Source organism: Marivita sp. (assembly GCF_020055635.1).
Taxonomy (GTDB): domain Bacteria; phylum Pseudomonadota; class Alphaproteobacteria; order Rhodobacterales; family Rhodobacteraceae; genus Marivita.
The window spans coordinates 1-16,821 of record NZ_JAIPUT010000070.1; the positions used below are offsets into that span (position 1 = coordinate 1).

General features: G+C 61.1%; 17 protein-coding genes and 1 pseudogene. 6 read left to right on the forward strand and 12 right to left on the reverse strand.

Annotated elements, in window-relative coordinates:
• A partial coding sequence (locus tag LCF60_RS20705) for a tyrosine-type recombinase/integrase (RefSeq protein WP_292294438.1) occupies nt 1-279 on the forward strand: 279 nt, incomplete at its 5' end.
• Nucleotides 280-291: 12 nt separating this feature from the next.
• Nucleotides 292-1,491, forward strand: a complete 1,200-nt coding sequence (locus tag LCF60_RS20710) for an IS91 family transposase (RefSeq protein WP_292294439.1) — start codon at nt 292-294, stop codon at nt 1,489-1,491.
• Between the two features lie 519 nt (nt 1,492-2,010).
• On the opposite strand, the gene LCF60_RS20715 is transcribed toward LCF60_RS20710, so the two are convergent.
• From LCF60_RS20715 to LCF60_RS20725, 3 genes are all read right to left on the reverse strand, one after another.
• Nucleotides 2,011-2,568 (reverse strand): BLUF domain-containing protein, encoded by a 558-nt coding sequence (locus LCF60_RS20715; protein ID WP_292294440.1) that lies wholly within the window; start codon nt 2,566-2,568, stop codon nt 2,011-2,013.
• A gap of 242 nt (nt 2,569-2,810) precedes the next feature.
• Entirely contained in the window at nt 2,811-3,788 is a 978-nt protein-coding gene (locus tag LCF60_RS20720; RefSeq protein WP_292294441.1) for a chemotaxis protein CheB, read from the reverse strand.
• 149 nt (nt 3,789-3,937) lie between these two features.
• Nucleotides 3,938-4,816 (reverse strand): manganese catalase family protein, encoded by an 879-nt coding sequence (locus LCF60_RS20725; RefSeq protein WP_292294442.1) that lies wholly within the window; start codon nt 4,814-4,816, stop codon nt 3,938-3,940.
• 840 nt (nt 4,817-5,656) lie between these two features.
• On the opposite strand from LCF60_RS20725, the gene LCF60_RS20730 reads away from it, so the two are divergent.
• Nucleotides 5,657-6,274 carry an exopolysaccharide biosynthesis protein gene (locus LCF60_RS20730; RefSeq protein ID WP_292294443.1) on the forward strand — a complete coding sequence of 206 codons (618 nt, stop codon included), beginning with the start codon at nt 5,657-5,659 and terminating at the stop codon, nt 6,272-6,274.
• Nucleotides 6,275-6,435: 161 nt separating this feature from the next.
• On the opposite strand, the gene LCF60_RS20735 is transcribed toward LCF60_RS20730, so the two are convergent.
• Complete coding sequence (locus LCF60_RS20735) at nt 6,436-7,725, reverse strand: cytochrome P450 (RefSeq protein ID WP_292294444.1); 1,290 nt, start codon at nt 7,723-7,725, stop codon at nt 6,436-6,438.
• A gap of 105 nt (nt 7,726-7,830) precedes the next feature.
• Nucleotides 7,831-8,466: an NAD(P)H-dependent oxidoreductase gene (locus tag LCF60_RS20740; RefSeq protein ID WP_292294445.1), complete on the reverse strand. Its 636-nt coding sequence runs from the start codon at nt 8,464-8,466 to the stop codon at nt 7,831-7,833.
• 268 nt (nt 8,467-8,734) lie between these two features.
• On the opposite strand from LCF60_RS20740, the gene LCF60_RS20745 reads away from it, so the two are divergent.
• Nucleotides 8,735-9,052, forward strand: a complete 318-nt coding sequence (locus LCF60_RS20745) for a general stress protein (protein WP_292294446.1) — start codon at nt 8,735-8,737, stop codon at nt 9,050-9,052.
• Between the two features lie 285 nt (nt 9,053-9,337).
• On the opposite strand, the gene LCF60_RS20750 is transcribed toward LCF60_RS20745, so the two are convergent.
• The 5 genes from LCF60_RS20750 to LCF60_RS20765 form a co-directional block, all read right to left on the reverse strand.
• A complete protein-coding gene (locus LCF60_RS20750) occupies nt 9,338-10,105 on the reverse strand; it encodes a hypothetical protein (protein WP_292294447.1) in 768 nt (255 codons plus the stop codon).
• Nucleotides 10,106-10,581: 476 nt separating this feature from the next.
• Nucleotides 10,582-11,505 carry a zinc metalloprotease HtpX gene (gene htpX / locus LCF60_RS20755; RefSeq protein WP_292294453.1) on the reverse strand — a complete coding sequence of 308 codons (924 nt, stop codon included), beginning with the start codon at nt 11,503-11,505 and terminating at the stop codon, nt 10,582-10,584.
• 179 nt (nt 11,506-11,684) lie between these two features.
• A complete protein-coding gene (locus tag LCF60_RS24670; RefSeq protein WP_363318448.1) occupies nt 11,685-11,888 on the reverse strand; it encodes a polymer-forming cytoskeletal protein in 204 nt (67 codons plus the stop codon).
• A 213-nt stretch (nt 11,889-12,101) separates the two neighbouring features.
• On the reverse strand, nt 12,102-13,142 hold the full coding sequence (locus tag LCF60_RS20760; RefSeq protein ID WP_292294448.1) for a sodium:calcium antiporter: 1,041 nt from the start codon (nt 13,140-13,142) through the stop codon (nt 12,102-12,104).
• Nucleotides 13,143-13,310: 168 nt separating this feature from the next.
• Nucleotides 13,311-13,559 carry a hypothetical protein gene (locus LCF60_RS20765; protein WP_292294449.1) on the reverse strand — a complete coding sequence of 83 codons (249 nt, stop codon included), beginning with the start codon at nt 13,557-13,559 and terminating at the stop codon, nt 13,311-13,313.
• 174 nt (nt 13,560-13,733) lie between these two features.
• On the opposite strand from LCF60_RS20765, the gene LCF60_RS20770 reads away from it, so the two are divergent.
• A complete protein-coding gene (locus tag LCF60_RS20770; RefSeq protein WP_292294450.1) occupies nt 13,734-13,934 on the forward strand; it encodes a hypothetical protein in 201 nt (66 codons plus the stop codon).
• Nucleotides 13,931-14,368 (forward strand): annotated as a pseudogene (locus tag LCF60_RS20775) (transposase); the annotation flags it as partial. The gene LCF60_RS20770 and the pseudogene LCF60_RS20775, both read left to right, overlap by 4 nt.
• Before the next feature lie 154 nt (nt 14,369-14,522).
• Here the strand turns inward: LCF60_RS20775 and LCF60_RS20780 are convergent.
• Together LCF60_RS20780 and LCF60_RS20785 are read right to left on the reverse strand one after the other, a co-directional pair.
• Nucleotides 14,523-15,500, reverse strand: coding sequence for a hypothetical protein (locus tag LCF60_RS20780; RefSeq protein ID WP_292294451.1), 978 nt, complete (start codon nt 15,498-15,500; stop codon nt 14,523-14,525).
• Nucleotides 15,501-15,921: 421 nt separating this feature from the next.
• Nucleotides 15,922-16,557: a hypothetical protein gene (locus LCF60_RS20785; protein ID WP_292294452.1), complete on the reverse strand. Its 636-nt coding sequence runs from the start codon at nt 16,555-16,557 to the stop codon at nt 15,922-15,924.
• Nucleotides 16,558-16,821 lie beyond the last annotated feature (264 nt).

Below are 16,821 nucleotides of genomic sequence, written 5' to 3' on the forward strand. Positions count from 1 at the left end.
ATCTCACCGCGCCAACTGAACCGCGCCTTCACCTCGGCCAAGCACATGGCCGGGGTCAAGAAGCCCGCCACCTTGCACACGTTGCGGCACAGCTTCGCCACCCACCTGCTGGAGGCCGATACCGACGTGCGGGTGATCCAAGTGCTGCTCGGGCATGCCAAGCTGACGACCACCGCGCGATACACCCACGTGGCGACCAAGACGATCCGCGACACGGTCAGCCCCTACGAGATGCTGGCAAGGTTGCAGGACCAGACCGTGAAGCGAAGCCTGGAGTGACCGGACGCCGGGGTGGCCCGGCCCAAACTGGAGATCGCTGACATCTTCCGCGCGCATGGTCCTGCGTGGCGGCGGGCCAATGCGGGGCATGTCAGCCTGACCCAGCTCAAGGTCATGTCGGCGATCGAAGCCTGCCGGTCTGAGGCGCTCGGCGGGCATGTGGCGGGCTGTGCCAAATGCGGCCACCATCACGTCGCCTATAACTCCTGCAAGAACCGGCACTGCCCGAAGTGCCAGGGGCCAGCGGCGCGTGACTGGATGGCGGCGCGTGCCGAGGACCTGCTGCCCGTGGAATACTTCCACGTCGTCTTCACGATGCCAGCCGAGATCGCGCAGATCGCCTACTGGAACAAGAAGGCGATCTATGGCCTGCTGTTCCGGGCGTCTGCGGAAACGGTCATGACCATTGCAGCCGACCCCAAGCGCCTCGGTGCCCGGGTCGGCGTGACCAGCGTGCTCCATACCTGGGGTTCGGCGCTGACACACCATCCGCACGTCCACATGATCGTCCCAGGCGGTGGCCTGTCGCCCGACGGCGCGAGGTGGATTGCCTGCAAGCCGGGGTTCTTCCTGCATGTGCGGGTTCTGTCGCGGTTGTTCCGGCGCCTGTTTCTGGAGGGACTGATGGATTTGCACCGGGCCGGTCAGCTGGCCTTCTTCGGCGATCTGGCCGAGCTGGCCAGCGCGGACACCTTCACCGCCTGGCTCGCCCCGTTCCGCAAATCCGACTGGGTGGTCTATGCCAAGCCGCCCTTCGGAGGACCCGAGGCCGTGCTGGCCTATCTCAGCCGCTATACCCACCGCGTCGCCATCTCCAACGCGCGCCTGGTCAGCGCCGATGCCCATGCCGTGGCCTTTCGCTGGAAGGATTACCGCATCAAATCCGGCGATCGGCAAAAGGTCATGCGGCTGGTCACGCCCGAGTTCATTCGCCGCTTCCTGATCCATGTGCTACCTGACGGCTTCCACCGCATCCGGCACTACGGCCTGCTGGCCAGCGCGACCCGCAAAGCCAACATCAGAATGATCCGCGCCTTGCTCTGCGTCCAGCGGCCTGAGCAACTCGCCGTGCAGGAACCACAGACCGAGATCGCCCCGCTCACCCTGCGCGAACCGTGCCCCTGCTGCGGCGGCCCCATGCGCATAATCGAGATCTTCCGGCGCGGGCAAAAACCGATGTCGCGCGCCCCACCGAGGGAGCAGGCCGCATGACATATCGCCCGTCATCCATTACGGAGCACCACCGGCTACAGCCCGCAGACCCGGTCCGAACGGCGTGTGCTCGATCGTCTCCAGTGCGTCACGAGGCGGCAATAACTCCAAAACGCAAAGCCTTGTTGAGATCATCGGCCGGGTTTGCGACCGTATCAGGCACCTGGAGCGCCATCAGCAGCACTCCGGATGCAACCGTCGCGCCAACCGTCCGCGCACTTTCCCCATAGCCTGATCCAAGACCTACGCGGCTTCCTCCTTGGGAGGTTTTCCAACGCGGGTCGTGGTCGCGCGAGTGACCAGCGTTCCGCCGCGACCAGCATCAGAAAACCTTCACCATTGCTGCCATTCACCGGTGACTTCGATAATGCGATGCAGCTTCACCAGACCGGCCTTTCATGCGTAGCGCAGCATTTTCGGCGACCGCGAGGCGGCTTCGCGGACAAAGACGCCCATCGTTGCGTCTTTACTTGCGGGCGACGCGCGGCGCTTGACTTGGAGTAAGATGCGGGCTTCAGGTCATCGCAATTCTCGGAATACTGAAAGGGCAAGGTCTAAAGCCAGATGGTTGACAGGCTCGTTCAAGCCTTCGTCAGTCTTCAATTGCTCCAATGAGTGAAACTTGCTTCTGGTATGCTGACCAATTTCGTCAGGCCCGGCATATCCCATCGACCAGTCCGAAAATGTTCGTCTTTCAACGACACCGCACCAACTGATTGACAAGTTCCTGTGACGAAAATCGTGAAGAATCCTCGCGTAATAGCAATCTTCGACTGCTGCCTGCTCCCCCTCCAAGACCTGGAAGAAAAGTTCGTCATGATACATGAGAACGCCAGTAATCTGATCTCGCGCGTTGTTCCGCTGAGAGACCTCTAAGATGTCAGACAAAGTTGCCTGATCGAGCGGTGATCGAGAGTGGCTAATATAGGCGAGTTGATACAGCAAGGGTGGGTCCTGAGCGTGAAGAAGGAGACCTAATACACCAAAATAGGTCAGGTTATATGACCATTCAAGCGATCGGCAGAATCTCGCTAATGTTCGAGCAATTGACCACTTCAGGAAGCGCGGGCGCAGCATTCTGCTGTTTGCCAATAATGCTTTTTGCGCAACGCTGCCGTGGCTCCACTTGCAGCGACATTACACTATCGCCCAAACGGCCTGGCTCGCGCAGGCAAGCGGCGTCACCTACGAGGATTACCTGTGTGTCACGCGCCAACTCCTGCGCCAAAATTGATAAGCTCGCGCCTTGGAACGGTCAGGTCCGACTTGTCACGCGCGAGCGAACGGCCTTGTCCTCGACAGTATCGCCGGGGCGCTGGTCAGCGAAGCCTAATCGCTGCCGAACGCAGGACGTCAGCTGATCGCCGGAACTCGGCGGCCTTGGATGCGTAGTTCTCCATCGACCATGCTCGACCAGAGGCTTCGGCGTCGCGGGCCATTCGGTCTGCCAGCACTGCCCGTTCCTCGACAATGCGCAGCGCAACCCCCAGCGCCTCGTCAAGGGAGCCGTTCTGCTCGTGTGCGAGGGTCTTGGCCGAGTACGCATGGCCGATCTGGCAGCGATAGCGCAGCGGGGCCTCTTTCAACTGCGAAAGAGTTCCACCGCACTCAGGACAGGAGAGGGGCGCGACATCGGCAATTTCGTCAATCACTCCGGTCTGGGACGGGCGGCCAAGTGCGATCTCGATTTCAAGTTCCAGCGCTCGCGGCGTCGGGAACTCTGGCCCTGGCGGCTCTTTCGCCAAGGCCACCATCAAGTTGGCGAGGTCCGCGAGTGGCGCGCGGTAGTCAATGTCGCCCGCCTCAAGCGCGCCTCGCGGCATGTCCGGGGCCTCGGCGTCAGCAGGGCTTTGGACCGCCGTCAGCCCGCCACATTGCGCTATTGCTGCGAGGCCCGCGGCCCCGTCGTTCAGGTGGCCCGAAAGGACCAGCCCGATTGCACGCGGGCCATAGCTGGCCGCCACCGAACGGAACAGGGCATCGACAGCAGGCCGCGCCATGTTCTCGCGCGGGCCTCGGCCCAGCCTGATTTCGCCATCGACGAGAAGAAGGTGACGACCGGCTGGCGCGACATAGACATGCGCCTGTTCAGGATGTTCACCGTCCTTTGCCGTGGACACCGTCAGGGGGCCACAGGCGTCGAGAATGCCAGCAAGAAGATTGCGGCCCTCTGCTCCGACATGGACCACGACAAAGACCGGGGCAGGCAAACCGGCAGGCAGACGGGGCAAGATCTGTTTCAGCGCCGAAATGGACCCGGTAGACCCGCCGATCGCGATCACGCGTCCCTCAGACATGGTCACGTGACCTGTCATGCTGAACAACCGAAGCCAGGCTCACGCGCAGGGTCGTCCAAGCGGTAACAGGGGGATCAGGGAAGCCCTGTTGTCGGAAGGCACGACGTGCCTCCTTTCTTACGGTTGTGATCCCTCCGACCACGCCTGCCTCAGCTCGATTGCGGCGGAAGCGGCTGTTTCGGCGTGCCGTGCAGCCGAGGATCAACCTGACCCAGTTCCGTCACGGTTTCCCCAAGGGGCTTCGGGGCTGCCAGGTACTGGAACTCCCCATTGCCGTCCGGGCTGGAACCCTCGGCCCAACGGCCCTCGGCACTCTCGGTGCCTTCGGAGCAATTCCAGAACTGGTAGGCGACCTCGGACATCTCCCGTTCCTGCGGAAAGGTATCGGGCACCGGCGTGGCGCCGAGACCGTCGGCCTCAAGCTCTTGTATGGCGGCAATCCACTGATTTTGATGCATGGTGTCGCGAGCGATCAGGAAGGACAGCATGTCCCGGATGCCGGGATCGTCCGTCATCTCGTAGAGGCGGGTAACCTGAAGGCGACCTTGACTCTCGGCCGTAACATTGAAGCGGAAGTCGGCCAGCAGGTTGCCCGAGGCGATCGTGTAGCGGGACGTCCAAGGATACCCGACGCTGTCGGTCGGCGTTGCGCCTGCCCCCGAGACGATGGCATCTTGTGGGTTCATACCGGCCACCAACACGTCCTCAAGGCGCGACCCACCCATCACAGCACCGATCGCGGAATTCTTGGCCGCATCCTCGCGCGCTTCGACGGGCGAGGTCTCGAGCAACCTCGCGATCATCGTCGCCAGCATTTCCACATGCGCGATTTCCTCTGTGCCGATGTCGAGGATCATGTCGCGATATTTCTGCGGAGCGCGACAATTCCAGCCTTGGAACAGATAAGTCATCATGACGCTGATCTCACCCCACTGCCCGCCGAGAACCTCCTGGAGTTTCTTGGCGTAGACCGGGTCGGGGCGCTCGGGCTTGGCGTTGTACTGGAACTGGTTCGTACGAAAAAACATGGTCGCATCTCCTCTGGGTTCAACACACAAACCGCAGGGTCGAAGGCTTGTTCCCGCACCGTTGAACGGGAACCCGGGCTTTGCCTGCTCGTTTCATGATTGACCACGTGCCACAGCGCAGCGAACATTCCCGCAATGCATCAACTTGACGAAATCCTCGGCCCGTCGCGCCAAGCCGCGCTTGGGCGCCTCTTGCCTTGCTTCGAAGCGTGCCTGCCTTCAGTGGGACATTGTCAGGGGCACGCGGTCGCCTTATTCGTGCTCGCCGCGCTGCGCAGCGACCCGGACCCGCGCGCCGAGGGTCTTCTCGCCACCCTGGGGTGCGGCGAAGACCTGCCGGTCCAAGGCGTCTCAGCGGTTGGCCGATCCCTCGCCGCACATCTGCGAACCGGTGCGCCTTGATCGGTTTTCAACATCGCCTCCTCGTTTCGATGCAGTGGCTTTGGCGTTATCTTACCTACGATCGCGGAGCGCGCCTGATCTCTGGCGACTATGTCGAGAGCGACAATCCGGACGCTGCCCCGATCCCTCGCGAGAGGCTTCGGCTCGGGACACCCTGGCAAGGCCCAGCCGAACAAGTGCTGACATCATCTGGGACTCGCGACGGCGGCGAAACCTGAAGGCTGCGGCAAGAACGTTCACCCCCACGCATCGGCCTGACACTCGCCAGACGTCCGTCCTCTCCGACCGGCATGGTCGGCTCGATGCTTGCCGTATTTTCGCCGCCGATTGTTTCGGCTTCGTATTGGTCCGGTGGGAACTCGCCGTCGCCCGACCCGTTCTGCCCGGGTGGGCCTTGGCATGGTTCGTCAATGGCCGGTCTTTCTTGGAGGTAGTGATGTGAAACAACAGGAAGGCGCGTTGACGGATATCGTCGGGGAGCTGGAGCGGTCGGCCGGGGAAACGGACGGAGATGCCGTGGAGGTCGGTCAGTTGATCGACGCACTGGACCATCGGGGCTACGGTCCTGCGCTTGCGGTCCTGCCGCTGATCGAACTGACGCCCATTGGCGGCATCCCGGGTTTTCCGACGCTACTCGCCCTGACGTTGGCCATTATCAGCGTCCGGCTTCTCTTAGGATACGACCATTTCTGGGCGCCGGGCTGGCTCAGACGACGACGTCTGAACTCGGACAGGGTGATCAAGTCAATGGAATGGCTTAAACCGATGTCGCTCCGGATCGACGCAAAACTGCACGAGCGGCTGTCGGGTTTCGCCGGGCGTACGGGGAGGCGCGCAGCCTGCATTGTGATCCTCGGCCTACTTCTCACCGTTCCGCCGCTCGAATTGATCCCGTTCGCGACATCCGGCCCGATGATCGTGATCGCGATTTTCGGCCTCGGTCTCCTGTTCCGCGATGGCCTCGTGATGCTCTTCGGTTTTGCAGGCGCCGCCATCGTCGTGGCTGGCGGCATTTGGGCGCTTGCCTCGGGTTCGAGCGGAGGCGTCTCGGGATGAGGACCGCGCATGACATGTCTTGAAGCCCCACCGGCGTTTCAGGGATAATGGCCGAAACGGTTTCAACATCCGGACAGCCGCTGCGCGCATCGGGCACGGAATCCTGTAGAGCGAGCCGGAGAGCCGCGGCGCGAAGCGTCGGCGCCTATTCCCGCCGTGTGTCAGGTGGTTTGGCGGATATCGGCGATGACAAGGCCACGCCCGGGCAAGGCCGGCATGTTCGCGAGATTTATCCTCAGGTCCTGCCTCGGCACGGTGTAGAGGATGTTGCGGGTCAGAAAGCGCATTGCCTCCTTCATCAGCACGATCGTCAGCCACTCGCCCGGGCAGCGATGCCCGGTATCGAACGCACCGGCGCCCTGCGGGACAAGCGTGTAGGGATCGCCCTGCCAACCGCGGAAACGCTCTGGCCGGAATTCTTGGGGAGAGTCCCAGAGGCGCGGATCGTGGTTCGTTCCATAGAGGTCGAGCAGCACCCAGTCCCCGGCTTGGAAGGCGTGCCCATGCCAACTGAATGCTTCGCAGGCACGGGCGCCGGCGACAGGAAAGAACGGATAGGCCCGCCGGACCTCCTGCACAAAGGCCTCGAGATCCTCCTCGTCGCCGGCGGCGAAGGCATCCGCCCAAGCAGGATGTTCGGCCAGCGCGTGTGCACCGAACACGATGAACCGCCCGACCGCGACCGTCGGGCGCAGGACGTTCAGAAGCTCGACGCTCGCCTCGGCAAGATCGAGCGACTTGCCGTCCGCGTCCACATGCGCGGCGATCGCCGCCAGCGCCGTTCCGTCCTCCGCCTTGATTTCGCCCCGGCGGGTACGCTCGATCAGGCCACGCGCCCAGATCTCCGACCGGTTTCGCAGGCGCCGCGCCCTCAGGAGCCGCGGCCCGATGCTGCCTGCGTGGTCGATCATCGCGCCGAATTCGCGGCTGCGTGCCTCTGCTTCCCGGTCCGACAGCGGAATACCTGCCCAGGCGCAAACGCTGCGCGTCAGCACGTCGCGAAGCACGTCGTGCAGGATCACACTCCCCTCGGACTGCCAGCGCGGGACAGCCGCGCGAAGCTGTTCGGCGAAGTCCGTCCGCGCCCGCTCGAGGGCCTGCGGCGACATCACCGCCATGAACATCGCCTTGCGCACGCGGTGTGCCTCTCCGCTCAGTTGCTGGACGCTGCCCTCGTCCTGCAACAACCGCAGGGTCGCTATCGGCATCGCCTTGGTCCGGTCGAAATGTCCGCTGTCGTAGACGAGCGCCGCAGCGTCCGCGCCGCGCATGCAGACGACCGGCGTCAGCATCAGGCGCGTGCGGAAGGCGTCCGAGCCCAGCCGGTCGCAGCGGGTCGAGACAAAGGTGTAGCCCTCGCGAAGCAGCGATAGGGAACTGTCCATCGACGACAGCTTCGGGATACCGGTCTTGCGAGAGGTGCGATCGTTGGCGGCGGCGGTAGAGCGCATGCCTGTCTCCATCGGGCAATGGCGAAGTTCGAGCGTGGCGGCGGGCCGGTCGGCCGGACATCTTCAAGCGAGGCGGGCGGTGCCGGCCAGCCGGACGGCGGGCGGTCAGCCCTGCGGCACGCCGGGATAGTCTTGCCGTTTCAGCAGCCGCGCAAGATGCGCCGCGTTCGACGCCGCGTTCGCCAATGCGGATTGCACCCCGTCCGGAACGCTGTCGAGGTCGATGTAGTTCGTCCCCTGCATGGCCTCGCCGACCCAGTACACGCCGGCATTCGCGGGAATGGTGAATCCCACGTCGTTCAACGCCTGAAAGCAATTTGCATGACATGTATGGGCGCCATCCTCGTTGCCCACGACCGCAACCAGCGCGACCTTGCCGGCGGCTGGCATCCGGCCGCGATCGTCAGTCTCGGACAGGAACGCATCCAGTCGCTCGAGAACCCGCCGCGCGACGCTCGACGGATGGCCAAGCCAGATCGGCGTGCCCAGGATGAAGATGTCGGCTGCAAGCAGCCGTTCGCGCAGCGTCGGCCAGTCGTCGCCCTCGCCCATGTTCGAAAGGACACCTGGTTTCACATTATGATCGAGGACGCGCTCAACCTCGCCAGTGACGCCGTGCGCGTTCAGCGCGGACATCAGGTCGCCGATCATCTTGTCGGTCGAACTGGGGCTGTCGGAATCCGATTGGCGAAGTGAGCAGTTGAGCGCAAAGGCTGTGAGTTGCTCGGCAGTATCGTGCATGTACGTGGCCTCCCTCGTGGTATCTTGTTCTCCAACGAGCGGCGCGACAGTGTGTTCCGCGAAGCAGGCCGCCATAGCGAGGTTCTAAGGCCACCCGCGGACCCTCGCTGCAAATCGCGACCCCGGTCGCGCCGCGACCAAAACTGGCTACGGGCAGATTGCGACCAAGTCGAATTTTATTACGCTGCGCCGCGCTTCCGAGGTGGAACTGGAGTGTTGCAAATTTGTTTTACCATCGGTCACCAACCACAAGGAAAGGAGAAGGACCATGGCTGACAACAAGAACGCCGATACACGCGCCGCATCCCAATCCGACCGCGACGATAGCGGTCAATTCAGCGGCGGTGACGCTGCGCGCGAGGCAGGCCGCAAAGGCGGTGAACAATCCTCGGGGAGCTTCGAACAAGGCTCGCAACGCGCAAGCGAAGCTGGGCAAAAGGGTGGTGAAGCATCATCCGGAAGTTTCGAGCAAGGCTCCGAGCGTGCGAGCGAAGCAGGCCGCAAAGGCGGCGAAGCGTCCTCAGGCAGCTTTGAGCAAGGCTCCGAGCGCGCACGCGAAGCAGGCCGCAAGGGCGGATCGCATTGAACTTCTTGAAGGTGGGTCCCCGTACACGCGGGGGCCTGCTCTATTGGTCTTCAGCAAGCGTATCATCCGTCTTTGCGGCATTTTATGCCAGGCGCGAAAAGACCCGCCGACCGATTTCGACCGAGATCCAGCGCGAAAAGGGCAAGGTCATCAACCAGACCGTCAGGCAAATCGATCCCGCCGCGCGGCGAGGTAGACGAGGAATCGTCGACTCCCTCCGGCGGCCGATCCTCCGGCGAATTACTGACCACCCGGGGGTGATACGCATCGACCGGCAAGGCTGAATCAGACCAAGCTGACACCGCTTCGATCTTCGAACTGGCAGAACCGCAGGGCGTCTTGCACATCCGTCGCCACGTGATCTGCGCCGGACCGGTCGGCCAGCCCTGGTTCCAAATCCGCAATCGTGCCTCCGATGAGAACCGGGGACGCTTCTGCCGTGGCCTTCCGGGCGGCCGTGACCAGCCGGCGAAGGTCCTGCATCCCAGTTGCGGGCGAAGCCGAGATCATCGTCGCGTTCAGACGCCGTTGCAACGGCGGTTGCGAGCTTTCGGCCCGCGCCTGAAGCATTGGCCTGACCCAGAAACCCCGGCGTCTGAGTTGCTGCCCCAGCAGGACCGCGCCCAGCCTATGATGCTCGCCGGCTGGTACCATAAGAAGGACCCCAGGCCCATCGACTGCAATGTCGCTGTGAAGATGGGCCTGTTCCAGGGCGCCCAGCAACCATTGCAACATGGCCGCCCCGACCGAGGTGGAGGCAAGGCTGATCCGGTCGTCCACCCAATCTTCGCCCAATGTGCGCGCAACGGCCGGAACGTAAAGGTCCGCGATGTCGTCAAAGCCGATGCCCTGGCTCGCTATCCGGTCGCAAGCTGACAGGCATGCGGTCTTGCTGCAACTGAGTGCGGCTTTGCGCAGCCTCGCCACGTGCCGCATCTCGATCGGACGACGGCCGGACCCGCGACTGGCCAGCTCGAGAATCAGATTTTCGGCCAAGGGCGCGACGGTGGATGCAACCTTTTCGCGCGTGCCGGACTTGGGCTTTTTCGGCATCGGATCACCCTTCGAAACCGCGCTTGCCTGGGGATCTGCGTCCGGAAGGCCTCCGTTCTTGGGAACGAGGACGGGCCGGTGCAAAGTTCACGCGGGGAATAAACTCATGGTGATGGAAACGCAGGCTGCCCGCAAGGGGCAGGCAAAGGTGACTTGGCGTGATTCTGCGACGCTCTCGGAAAAAAGAGACCGGCTCATTTCGCCGCGTTCAGCCTCCCTCCATAAATCATCGAGAGCTTGTCTTGACCTGTCACGGAATTGTGCCGGGGAACACGAAAAGTTCCAAGCTGCATTGCGGCGACACAGCGAGATGTTCGATTTTCTATTTGTCCTTGCTTGTCTCCTGAATCGAATTTCCGTTCAGTGCGGGTTAACAAGCCAAACCTACAATTTTTGCGGCAGAACGGCAAAGCTCGCATTTGGTGAACAGACGAAAAGCGTGACGGCCACCGCTCCAGTTGAGCCATGTAGCGGGTTCAAGACCAAGGTCCCGGGCGATCGCTCTTTCGAGCTTTGGGGATGCTGCTCTTTGAAAGTGGCACGGAGACCGCGCGCTGGTTTTGTCGGGTGCGCCCCACCATGTCATGCAGAGCGGCGATGCGGTTTTCGGTCGCCGGATGGGTAGCGAAAAGCCTGTCGCGTTTATGCGCGTGTAATGGATTGATAATGAACATGTGCGCAGTCGCCGGATTGCGTTCGGCCGCCTCGTTGTCGATCCCGGCAGCCCCAGAGGCGATCTTCTCAAGTGCCGAGGCCAACCAGAGCGGCTGGCCGCAGATCTCGGCACCGCCTTTGTCAGCTTCATATTCACGTGTCCTGCTGATCGCCATCTGCACCAACGCGGCCGCGAGCGGGGCGAGGACCATCATCAGGATCGTGCCCACAAGCCCAAGACGTTCCCGCGAGCCGCCAAAGAAAAGTGCGAAATTGGCCAGCATCGAGATTGCGCCGGCGAAGGTAGCAGTGACTGTCATGATCGCCGTATCATGGTTGCGGATGTGGGCGAGTTCGTGCGCAATGACGCCTGCCAATTCCTCACGGCTCAGGCTGCGCATCAGGCCGGTCGTCACTGCCACGGCAGCATTGGCGGGGTTCCGTCCTGTCGCAAAGGCATTGGGCTGTGGCGTGTCGATCAGGTAAACCTTGGGCTCGGGCAGGCCCGCGCTGCGCGCGAGTTCTGCGGTCATTTCGTGAAGGCCCCTATGGTCGCCCTGGGTCACCAAACGCGCGTTGTGCATCCGCAGGACCATCTGGTCCGAGTTCCACCACGTGTAGGCGTTCATGGCCGCTGCGATCACCAGAGCGATCACCGCGCCGCCCGAGCCGCCGAGCAGGTAACCCAGTCCCATGAAAAGCGCGGTCATTGCCGCCATCAGCATTGCTGTCTTGACATAGCTCATCTTGGTCTCCTGACCGTCAACTTGTGGCACGCAGAAATATGGGTGGGTGATTGCAGGGTGCAAGCAATTGCGGCACGCTAAAAGCCAGCAGGCAACCCATGCCGTATTTTTAGAACTTAGAAAAACGGTCCAAATCACGTTGGTACGAAGATCTCTTCAGCCAACAACCCAACTACGTCTCAGACGTATGGTATGCACCTGAATTCGGCATCAACTTGAGCACCACTCTCGATGCTCAGGCTTTCACATTTGATATCTCCGGTCACCTGCGCAGTGGGATGCAGAGTGACTTTACCACCTGCAATCTTACCACGGAATTGCCCCCGGATGGTGGTGCTCGCACTGTGGCGCCCCCGGCAGCCGCTCGGGGCGCCCGCTATCATCACCGACCGGACGTTCCGCCCGCCAGTGCCGCGCGAGCCGCGACGTTGAAGGGTTCCCCCACCGACAGGACGGCGCCCTGCGGCAAGCTGCGCTGCGGCACGTTATTCGGTCGGGAATGGTAGCAGTGGGATGTGCCGACTGTATCTCTGGCCGTTTCAGCGTCGTCTGACCATCGGCGGCGGCGACATCCGTAAAGGAAGAGGGGCGCGAATTCAGCCACCAGCAAGGAATTGCACCGCGACCGCTCCCGCGTAGATCGCGAGGAGGAGGATGCTTTCGGCACCGATACGCGCAGGGCCCTGTCGTTGCCGCAGGATCAGGCCGCCAATCAGGATGCCGGTCATCAGGAGCGCCGTGGCGATCCAGTAGTAATCTGCATCGCCTACAGCATGATAGAGCGAGCCCTCCCGGTAGGAGATGTCGGACGCCATCAGGAACAGAGTGTCGAAGGTGTTGCCTCCGATGATACCGCCCACCGCGAGCTGCAAGGCACCGCGGCGCACGGCAGCGACGGTCGTGACCAGTTCTGGCATGGAAGTCACGACAGCGGTGGCGAGCGCGCCCACGATTGAATCCGCGATCCCCGTCCTGTCGGCCAGTTCCGAGGCGCTCTTTGCGATCACGTAGCCCGCCGTGCCCATCAGGAGCATGAGAACTCCGAAGGTCAGGAACAGGCGTCGCGTGCTCTGGGCGCGGCTCTCCTCGTCTTCCTCCTCCGGCTGATCCGCCTTTGTGTCTTCGGTGTTTACGGGTGTCCACATCGGCTCCTCGTGGACCGTTCGTCCAGCGACGAGGCCGACCGCGTAGACGAGTGGGATGACGAAAGATATCGGGTGCACCGCCCAGATAGTGAACTCGGGTGCGGACAACGCGAGGAACGGCAGCGTCAGCAGCACCATCAGCACGACGCCCTGGAACACGTTGCCGAGATCGGCCGCGGCATGTTCGAGATTGATCTTGCGATAGAACATGTCGGCGACGGCCAGGAATAGGGTCTGCGCCGCGATCCCGCCCACGCTGTTGGAGAAGGCAAGCGACGCGCGGCCGTCGAGCGCGGCCGTGATCGAAACGATGATCCCGCTCAGGGACGTCGCGGCCCCCAGCAAGACACCGCCGATGATCGCCTCGCCGAGACCGGTGCGATCCGCCAACCGGTCGGCGAGTCCGGTCATCCGAAGGCCGGAGAAGAAGATGACGGCACTGGCGGCGAGGAACGCGCCAGTCAGGATCGTCGTCGAGAAATCGTCCCACATTCTTGGCTCCTGTCTGTTCGGCACGGTGCCTGGGAGAGCCGGTTGGCCTCTTCGCCGCACGCCCTGCCGTCATCCATCCCAAAGGCCGAACGCGCCCTGACGGCGACAGGTTCAACCGCTTCCGTCTATGGGGCTGCTACGACCGGACTGCCACAATGGTCGCCGTCGTCAATTCGAGGACTGCTGCGACTGTGGAGTCCAAGTGTAGGACGTTGCCTCGCCATTGTCCTGCGGGCGACGCCATTCCCCGGCTTGGGGAAGCGTAACGTCTTGTGACCGCAAGGTCGTGACGATCGCGAGGCGCACGGAAGATGCCGTGCCCTTGAAGACCGAGCGCCGGGAGTCCGTCCAGAATCCGACAACCATGAGCACGCCGCTTGTTTCGAGGCCTTCGATCATCATGGTGTCAAGCCACAAGTAGGAAGTCTATCCGCAGGAAAAGGAAAAAACTGCGTTGCTGAAAGTGTGTCTCCCGCCAAAATCGCCATCAGACGCATCGCTATAACGAAGATGAGCAGCAAGTGCTGCGTATCATCACAGTAAGGAAAGATGCCTGCCAAGCCTTTCGAAACAACACGACTTGCAAAATAGGTGGAACGCCGTGTGCTGGAGCTGAAACCGAAGAAGTCACAATTGCAGATCGCGAGCGAGACCGGATTGTCCAATCCGAACATGGTCACCATGATCAAGCAGGGAGCGAGCAAACTCGCCCTGGATCGCGTTCCGTCAATGGCACGGGCGCTCCGATGCGATCCGGCCTGCCTGACTGCAAGTAAAGGAGCCACCCAATGACAATAAAGACTGTGGGCCTTGATTTGGCCAGGGATGTTTTTCAAGTACACTGCGTTTCCGTCATTGATCGCCGTATCGTCAACAAGAAGAGATCAAACGCCCCAAGTTGCCGCCTTCTTCGAAACTTTACCGCGCTGCGTGGTTGGCATGGAGGTATGTGGGTCGGCGCATCATTGGGGGCGCGAGCTGCGCAAACTTGGTCACGACGTTCGTCTGATGCCTGCCGCCTACGTCAAACCTTATGTGAAGAGGGGCAAGACAGATGCAGCAGATGCGGAGGCGATCCGCGAGCCGGTGCGCTGCTCGACGATGCGCTTCTTTGAAATCAAATCGGAAGACCAGCAGTTGTTCTGGCAATCCATCGCGCACGGGATTTGATTGTCCGACAGCGTACTCAGGTCGTGAACATGATCCGCAGCATCCTTCGCGAGTTCCGGCATATCCTGCCGACGGGCCCGCCGAGAATGGCTCGGTTAGATCAGAAGCGGCAAAAGGGCTCAGCGTTGCTCTTACGATTGATTGTAGGAATATACTTTGCTTACAGACATTTTTGGCATTTCGGTATGCCCGTCTTTCGATATGCCACCCTCACAACAGCAAGTTTGCGTCCGATTGACCAAGGCCCCCGAAGTAGCCGTATTTTCGAAGATCAACCCCGGTTGCCTCGCTAAATCGGTGGTTTTGAGCAGCATAGGCTTGTAGCACGCGCTGTGAAAGGTCATTGGTGAGATTGATCGTAGCCGGGCTGGCTTTCCGCGATGAGAACCTCGACCTCAAGCGAGACAGCCTGTTGCCGTTCGGCCTCAGCGTCCAAGTCTGTCCAGCCGAGCGAACATTCGCTTTCGAACCCGAAGCGGCTTCGTAAGTGGCTTGAGCATCCGCCGCAGGGGTATTCAGCACGGGTAGAAGAGACCGCAGGAATCCGAGAGCGTCTTCTTTGACCTGCTCGTAAGGCCAGACCATAATATTTTCGGACCCCATGACCGACGCCAAATTCTGATAAAGCGACCCAAAATCAAGCAAGGAGCCGAAAGCATATCGGGAGAACTGCGGAGATATCACATCGCTCAAAAGTCTTTCGAAATTTTCTTGGCCTGCCCGTGGATTCCTATCCGACATCTGAGCATAGTGCGATGCAAGCCATTCGTCTTGCCGCCGGGTCAAGAGGATGACTTTTATGCTATTGAATCCCCACTGGATCGCTTTCTCTCGCAGCCCTTCCAGATGAGCGCAAAGTAGCGCCGAGCGACTTCCCTGTCTTCCAATCCTTTCATCTGAGATTAACGCGTCCCTCCCTGCTTCTTTCCAACTTCTCTTATCGCCAAACATTTCGCCGAATACTGCGTCACCTTCGCCGTCCCAAACGTGGCTGGATCGCTTGAAGACGCTCGCCATAAGATATTGACCGTCCTCAATGTCTTCCGCTCCCCGAAAGAGACTCGTGTGCGGTGAGTCAACATAATGAAGGTGACTGAGCCTGCTAAAAACCATTGACTGGAGCCATGAAGAGGCCGTTTTAGGAATTCCGATGTGTAGGTAAAGCGTCCGCCCGACGATGTCGTGCATATCGCGCTCCTCTCTTAATGAAGTTAGGACCATTCGCCTTCAAACGCACATTTCCGTTTTGTGAAGAGGGAACATAGTTTGGGAGCATTCGTTCCTACGGGACCGGTGGGAAAGATGACAGACCCTTGCCGTCGTCCGATCTTGGCGTTCTCCATGTCGGAACAAGTCGCCTGCGATTGGACCGGGCTTCGTCCGAATTTCAATATGGAGCAATCGATCTGGCCTGCTGCCGGTGTCGTGGGCACGAGGATAAGATCAGCTTGGTCGTGACACTGAGCTTTCCGCAGGAATAACGGGACCGATGAGGCCGTTTCGGAAGACGGCTCTATGATGAAGCGTCAAATATGGCCGCAGCGGGCTAAAAACCCGCGACGGCGCAAAATCGACCGGAAGCATGATCTCACTGAGTGTCCGACTACAGTTAGTCGGTGCCGGCTTCCATCGGCTCGCCATCGGGACCGTAGAACACGATTTCGACGTCAGCGGCGAGATCCTGCTGAACACCCTGAACGGCTTGCTGCTGAAGCTGCTGCTTGATCTGAAGACGGACGTCGTCGAGCGGCGGCAACTTCTCTTCGGTCTGCTCGGCGATCTGGTCGTAGGTCTGCTGCACCGCTTCATCGGTAACGCGTGTTTCGAGCTCGCGCACGAGATAAACTTGGACCATGGCGTCTTCGAGGGCCACATCAGCTGCCTGCTCGACGATCGACTGGACTTCGGGATCGTCACCCAGATTCTGCGCCTCGGCCTCCTGCAACAGAAGTTCTCGCAACACCATCTGCTGCACCGCCATGGATATCACAATTTGCGGCGGCTGTTGGCGCATCTGGGGCGGTAGGCTGTCGATGAATTCGCTCACGTCAGCACCAGTGATCTCTGTCTCACCAACCGACGCGACCAGCTGCTCCGGGTTAATCAATTGTGAAGCGTCGGACTGGGTCTGGCTTTCCGCGGACCCGGACGACCCGCTTTCCTGAGCCGCCAGCGGAGTGGTGGCGAGAGCGGCGATCATTGCGATACCAACGGTGGTGCGGCGTAAAAGGGTCTTGGTAGTCATGTTGTTTCTCCTCTGGATGTTTCGGCTTGGGGGACACAGGCCAGACGTTTGATTGGAAATTAGTTTTTCGTCTGGCTCATCACACCGAGCACCTACTGCCGGGTCGCGGTCGAAAGGCTGTGATGTCGTCCTCGGTTACTACTTCACGAATTTCCCCGTTCTTCCGGGTTGCAGGGTTTCAATGAATGGCACCCTCCGCAGTTCCTTCAAAAGAGCCCGTAATGATGGTCGCGGACGTGCTCGGTCCCGCCAATCGCTGTAGTC

Coding starts and splice junctions, on each gene's coding strand:
- LCF60_RS20715 (WP_292294440.1), bottom strand. CDS start 2,568: ATGCTGCGCCCGCGCTTCCTGAAGTGGTCAATTGCTCGAACATTAGCG.
- LCF60_RS20720 (WP_292294441.1), bottom strand. CDS start 3,788: ATGTCTGAGGGACGCGTGATCGCGATCGGCGGGTCTACCGGGTCCATT.
- LCF60_RS20725 (WP_292294442.1), bottom strand. CDS start 4,816: ATGTTTTTTCGTACGAACCAGTTCCAGTACAACGCCAAGCCCGAGCGC.
- LCF60_RS20735 (WP_292294444.1), bottom strand. CDS start 7,725: ATGCGCTCTACCGCCGCCGCCAACGATCGCACCTCTCGCAAGACCGGT.
- LCF60_RS20740 (WP_292294445.1), bottom strand. CDS start 8,466: ATGCACGATACTGCCGAGCAACTCACAGCCTTTGCGCTCAACTGCTCA.
- LCF60_RS20745 (WP_292294446.1), top strand. CDS start 8,735: ATGGCTGACAACAAGAACGCCGATACACGCGCCGCATCCCAATCCGAC.
- LCF60_RS20750 (WP_292294447.1), bottom strand. CDS start 10,105: ATGCCGAAAAAGCCCAAGTCCGGCACGCGCGAAAAGGTTGCATCCACC.
- htpX (WP_292294453.1), bottom strand. CDS start 11,505: ATGAGCTATGTCAAGACAGCAATGCTGATGGCGGCAATGACCGCGCTT.
- LCF60_RS24670 (WP_363318448.1), bottom strand. CDS start 11,888: ATGATAGCGGGCGCCCCGAGCGGCTGCCGGGGGCGCCACAGTGCGAGC.
- LCF60_RS20760 (WP_292294448.1), bottom strand. CDS start 13,142: ATGTGGGACGATTTCTCGACGACGATCCTGACTGGCGCGTTCCTCGCC.
- LCF60_RS20780 (WP_292294451.1), bottom strand. CDS start 15,500: ATGCACGACATCGTCGGGCGGACGCTTTACCTACACATCGGAATTCCT.
- LCF60_RS20785 (WP_292294452.1), bottom strand. CDS start 16,557: ATGACTACCAAGACCCTTTTACGCCGCACCACCGTTGGTATCGCAATG.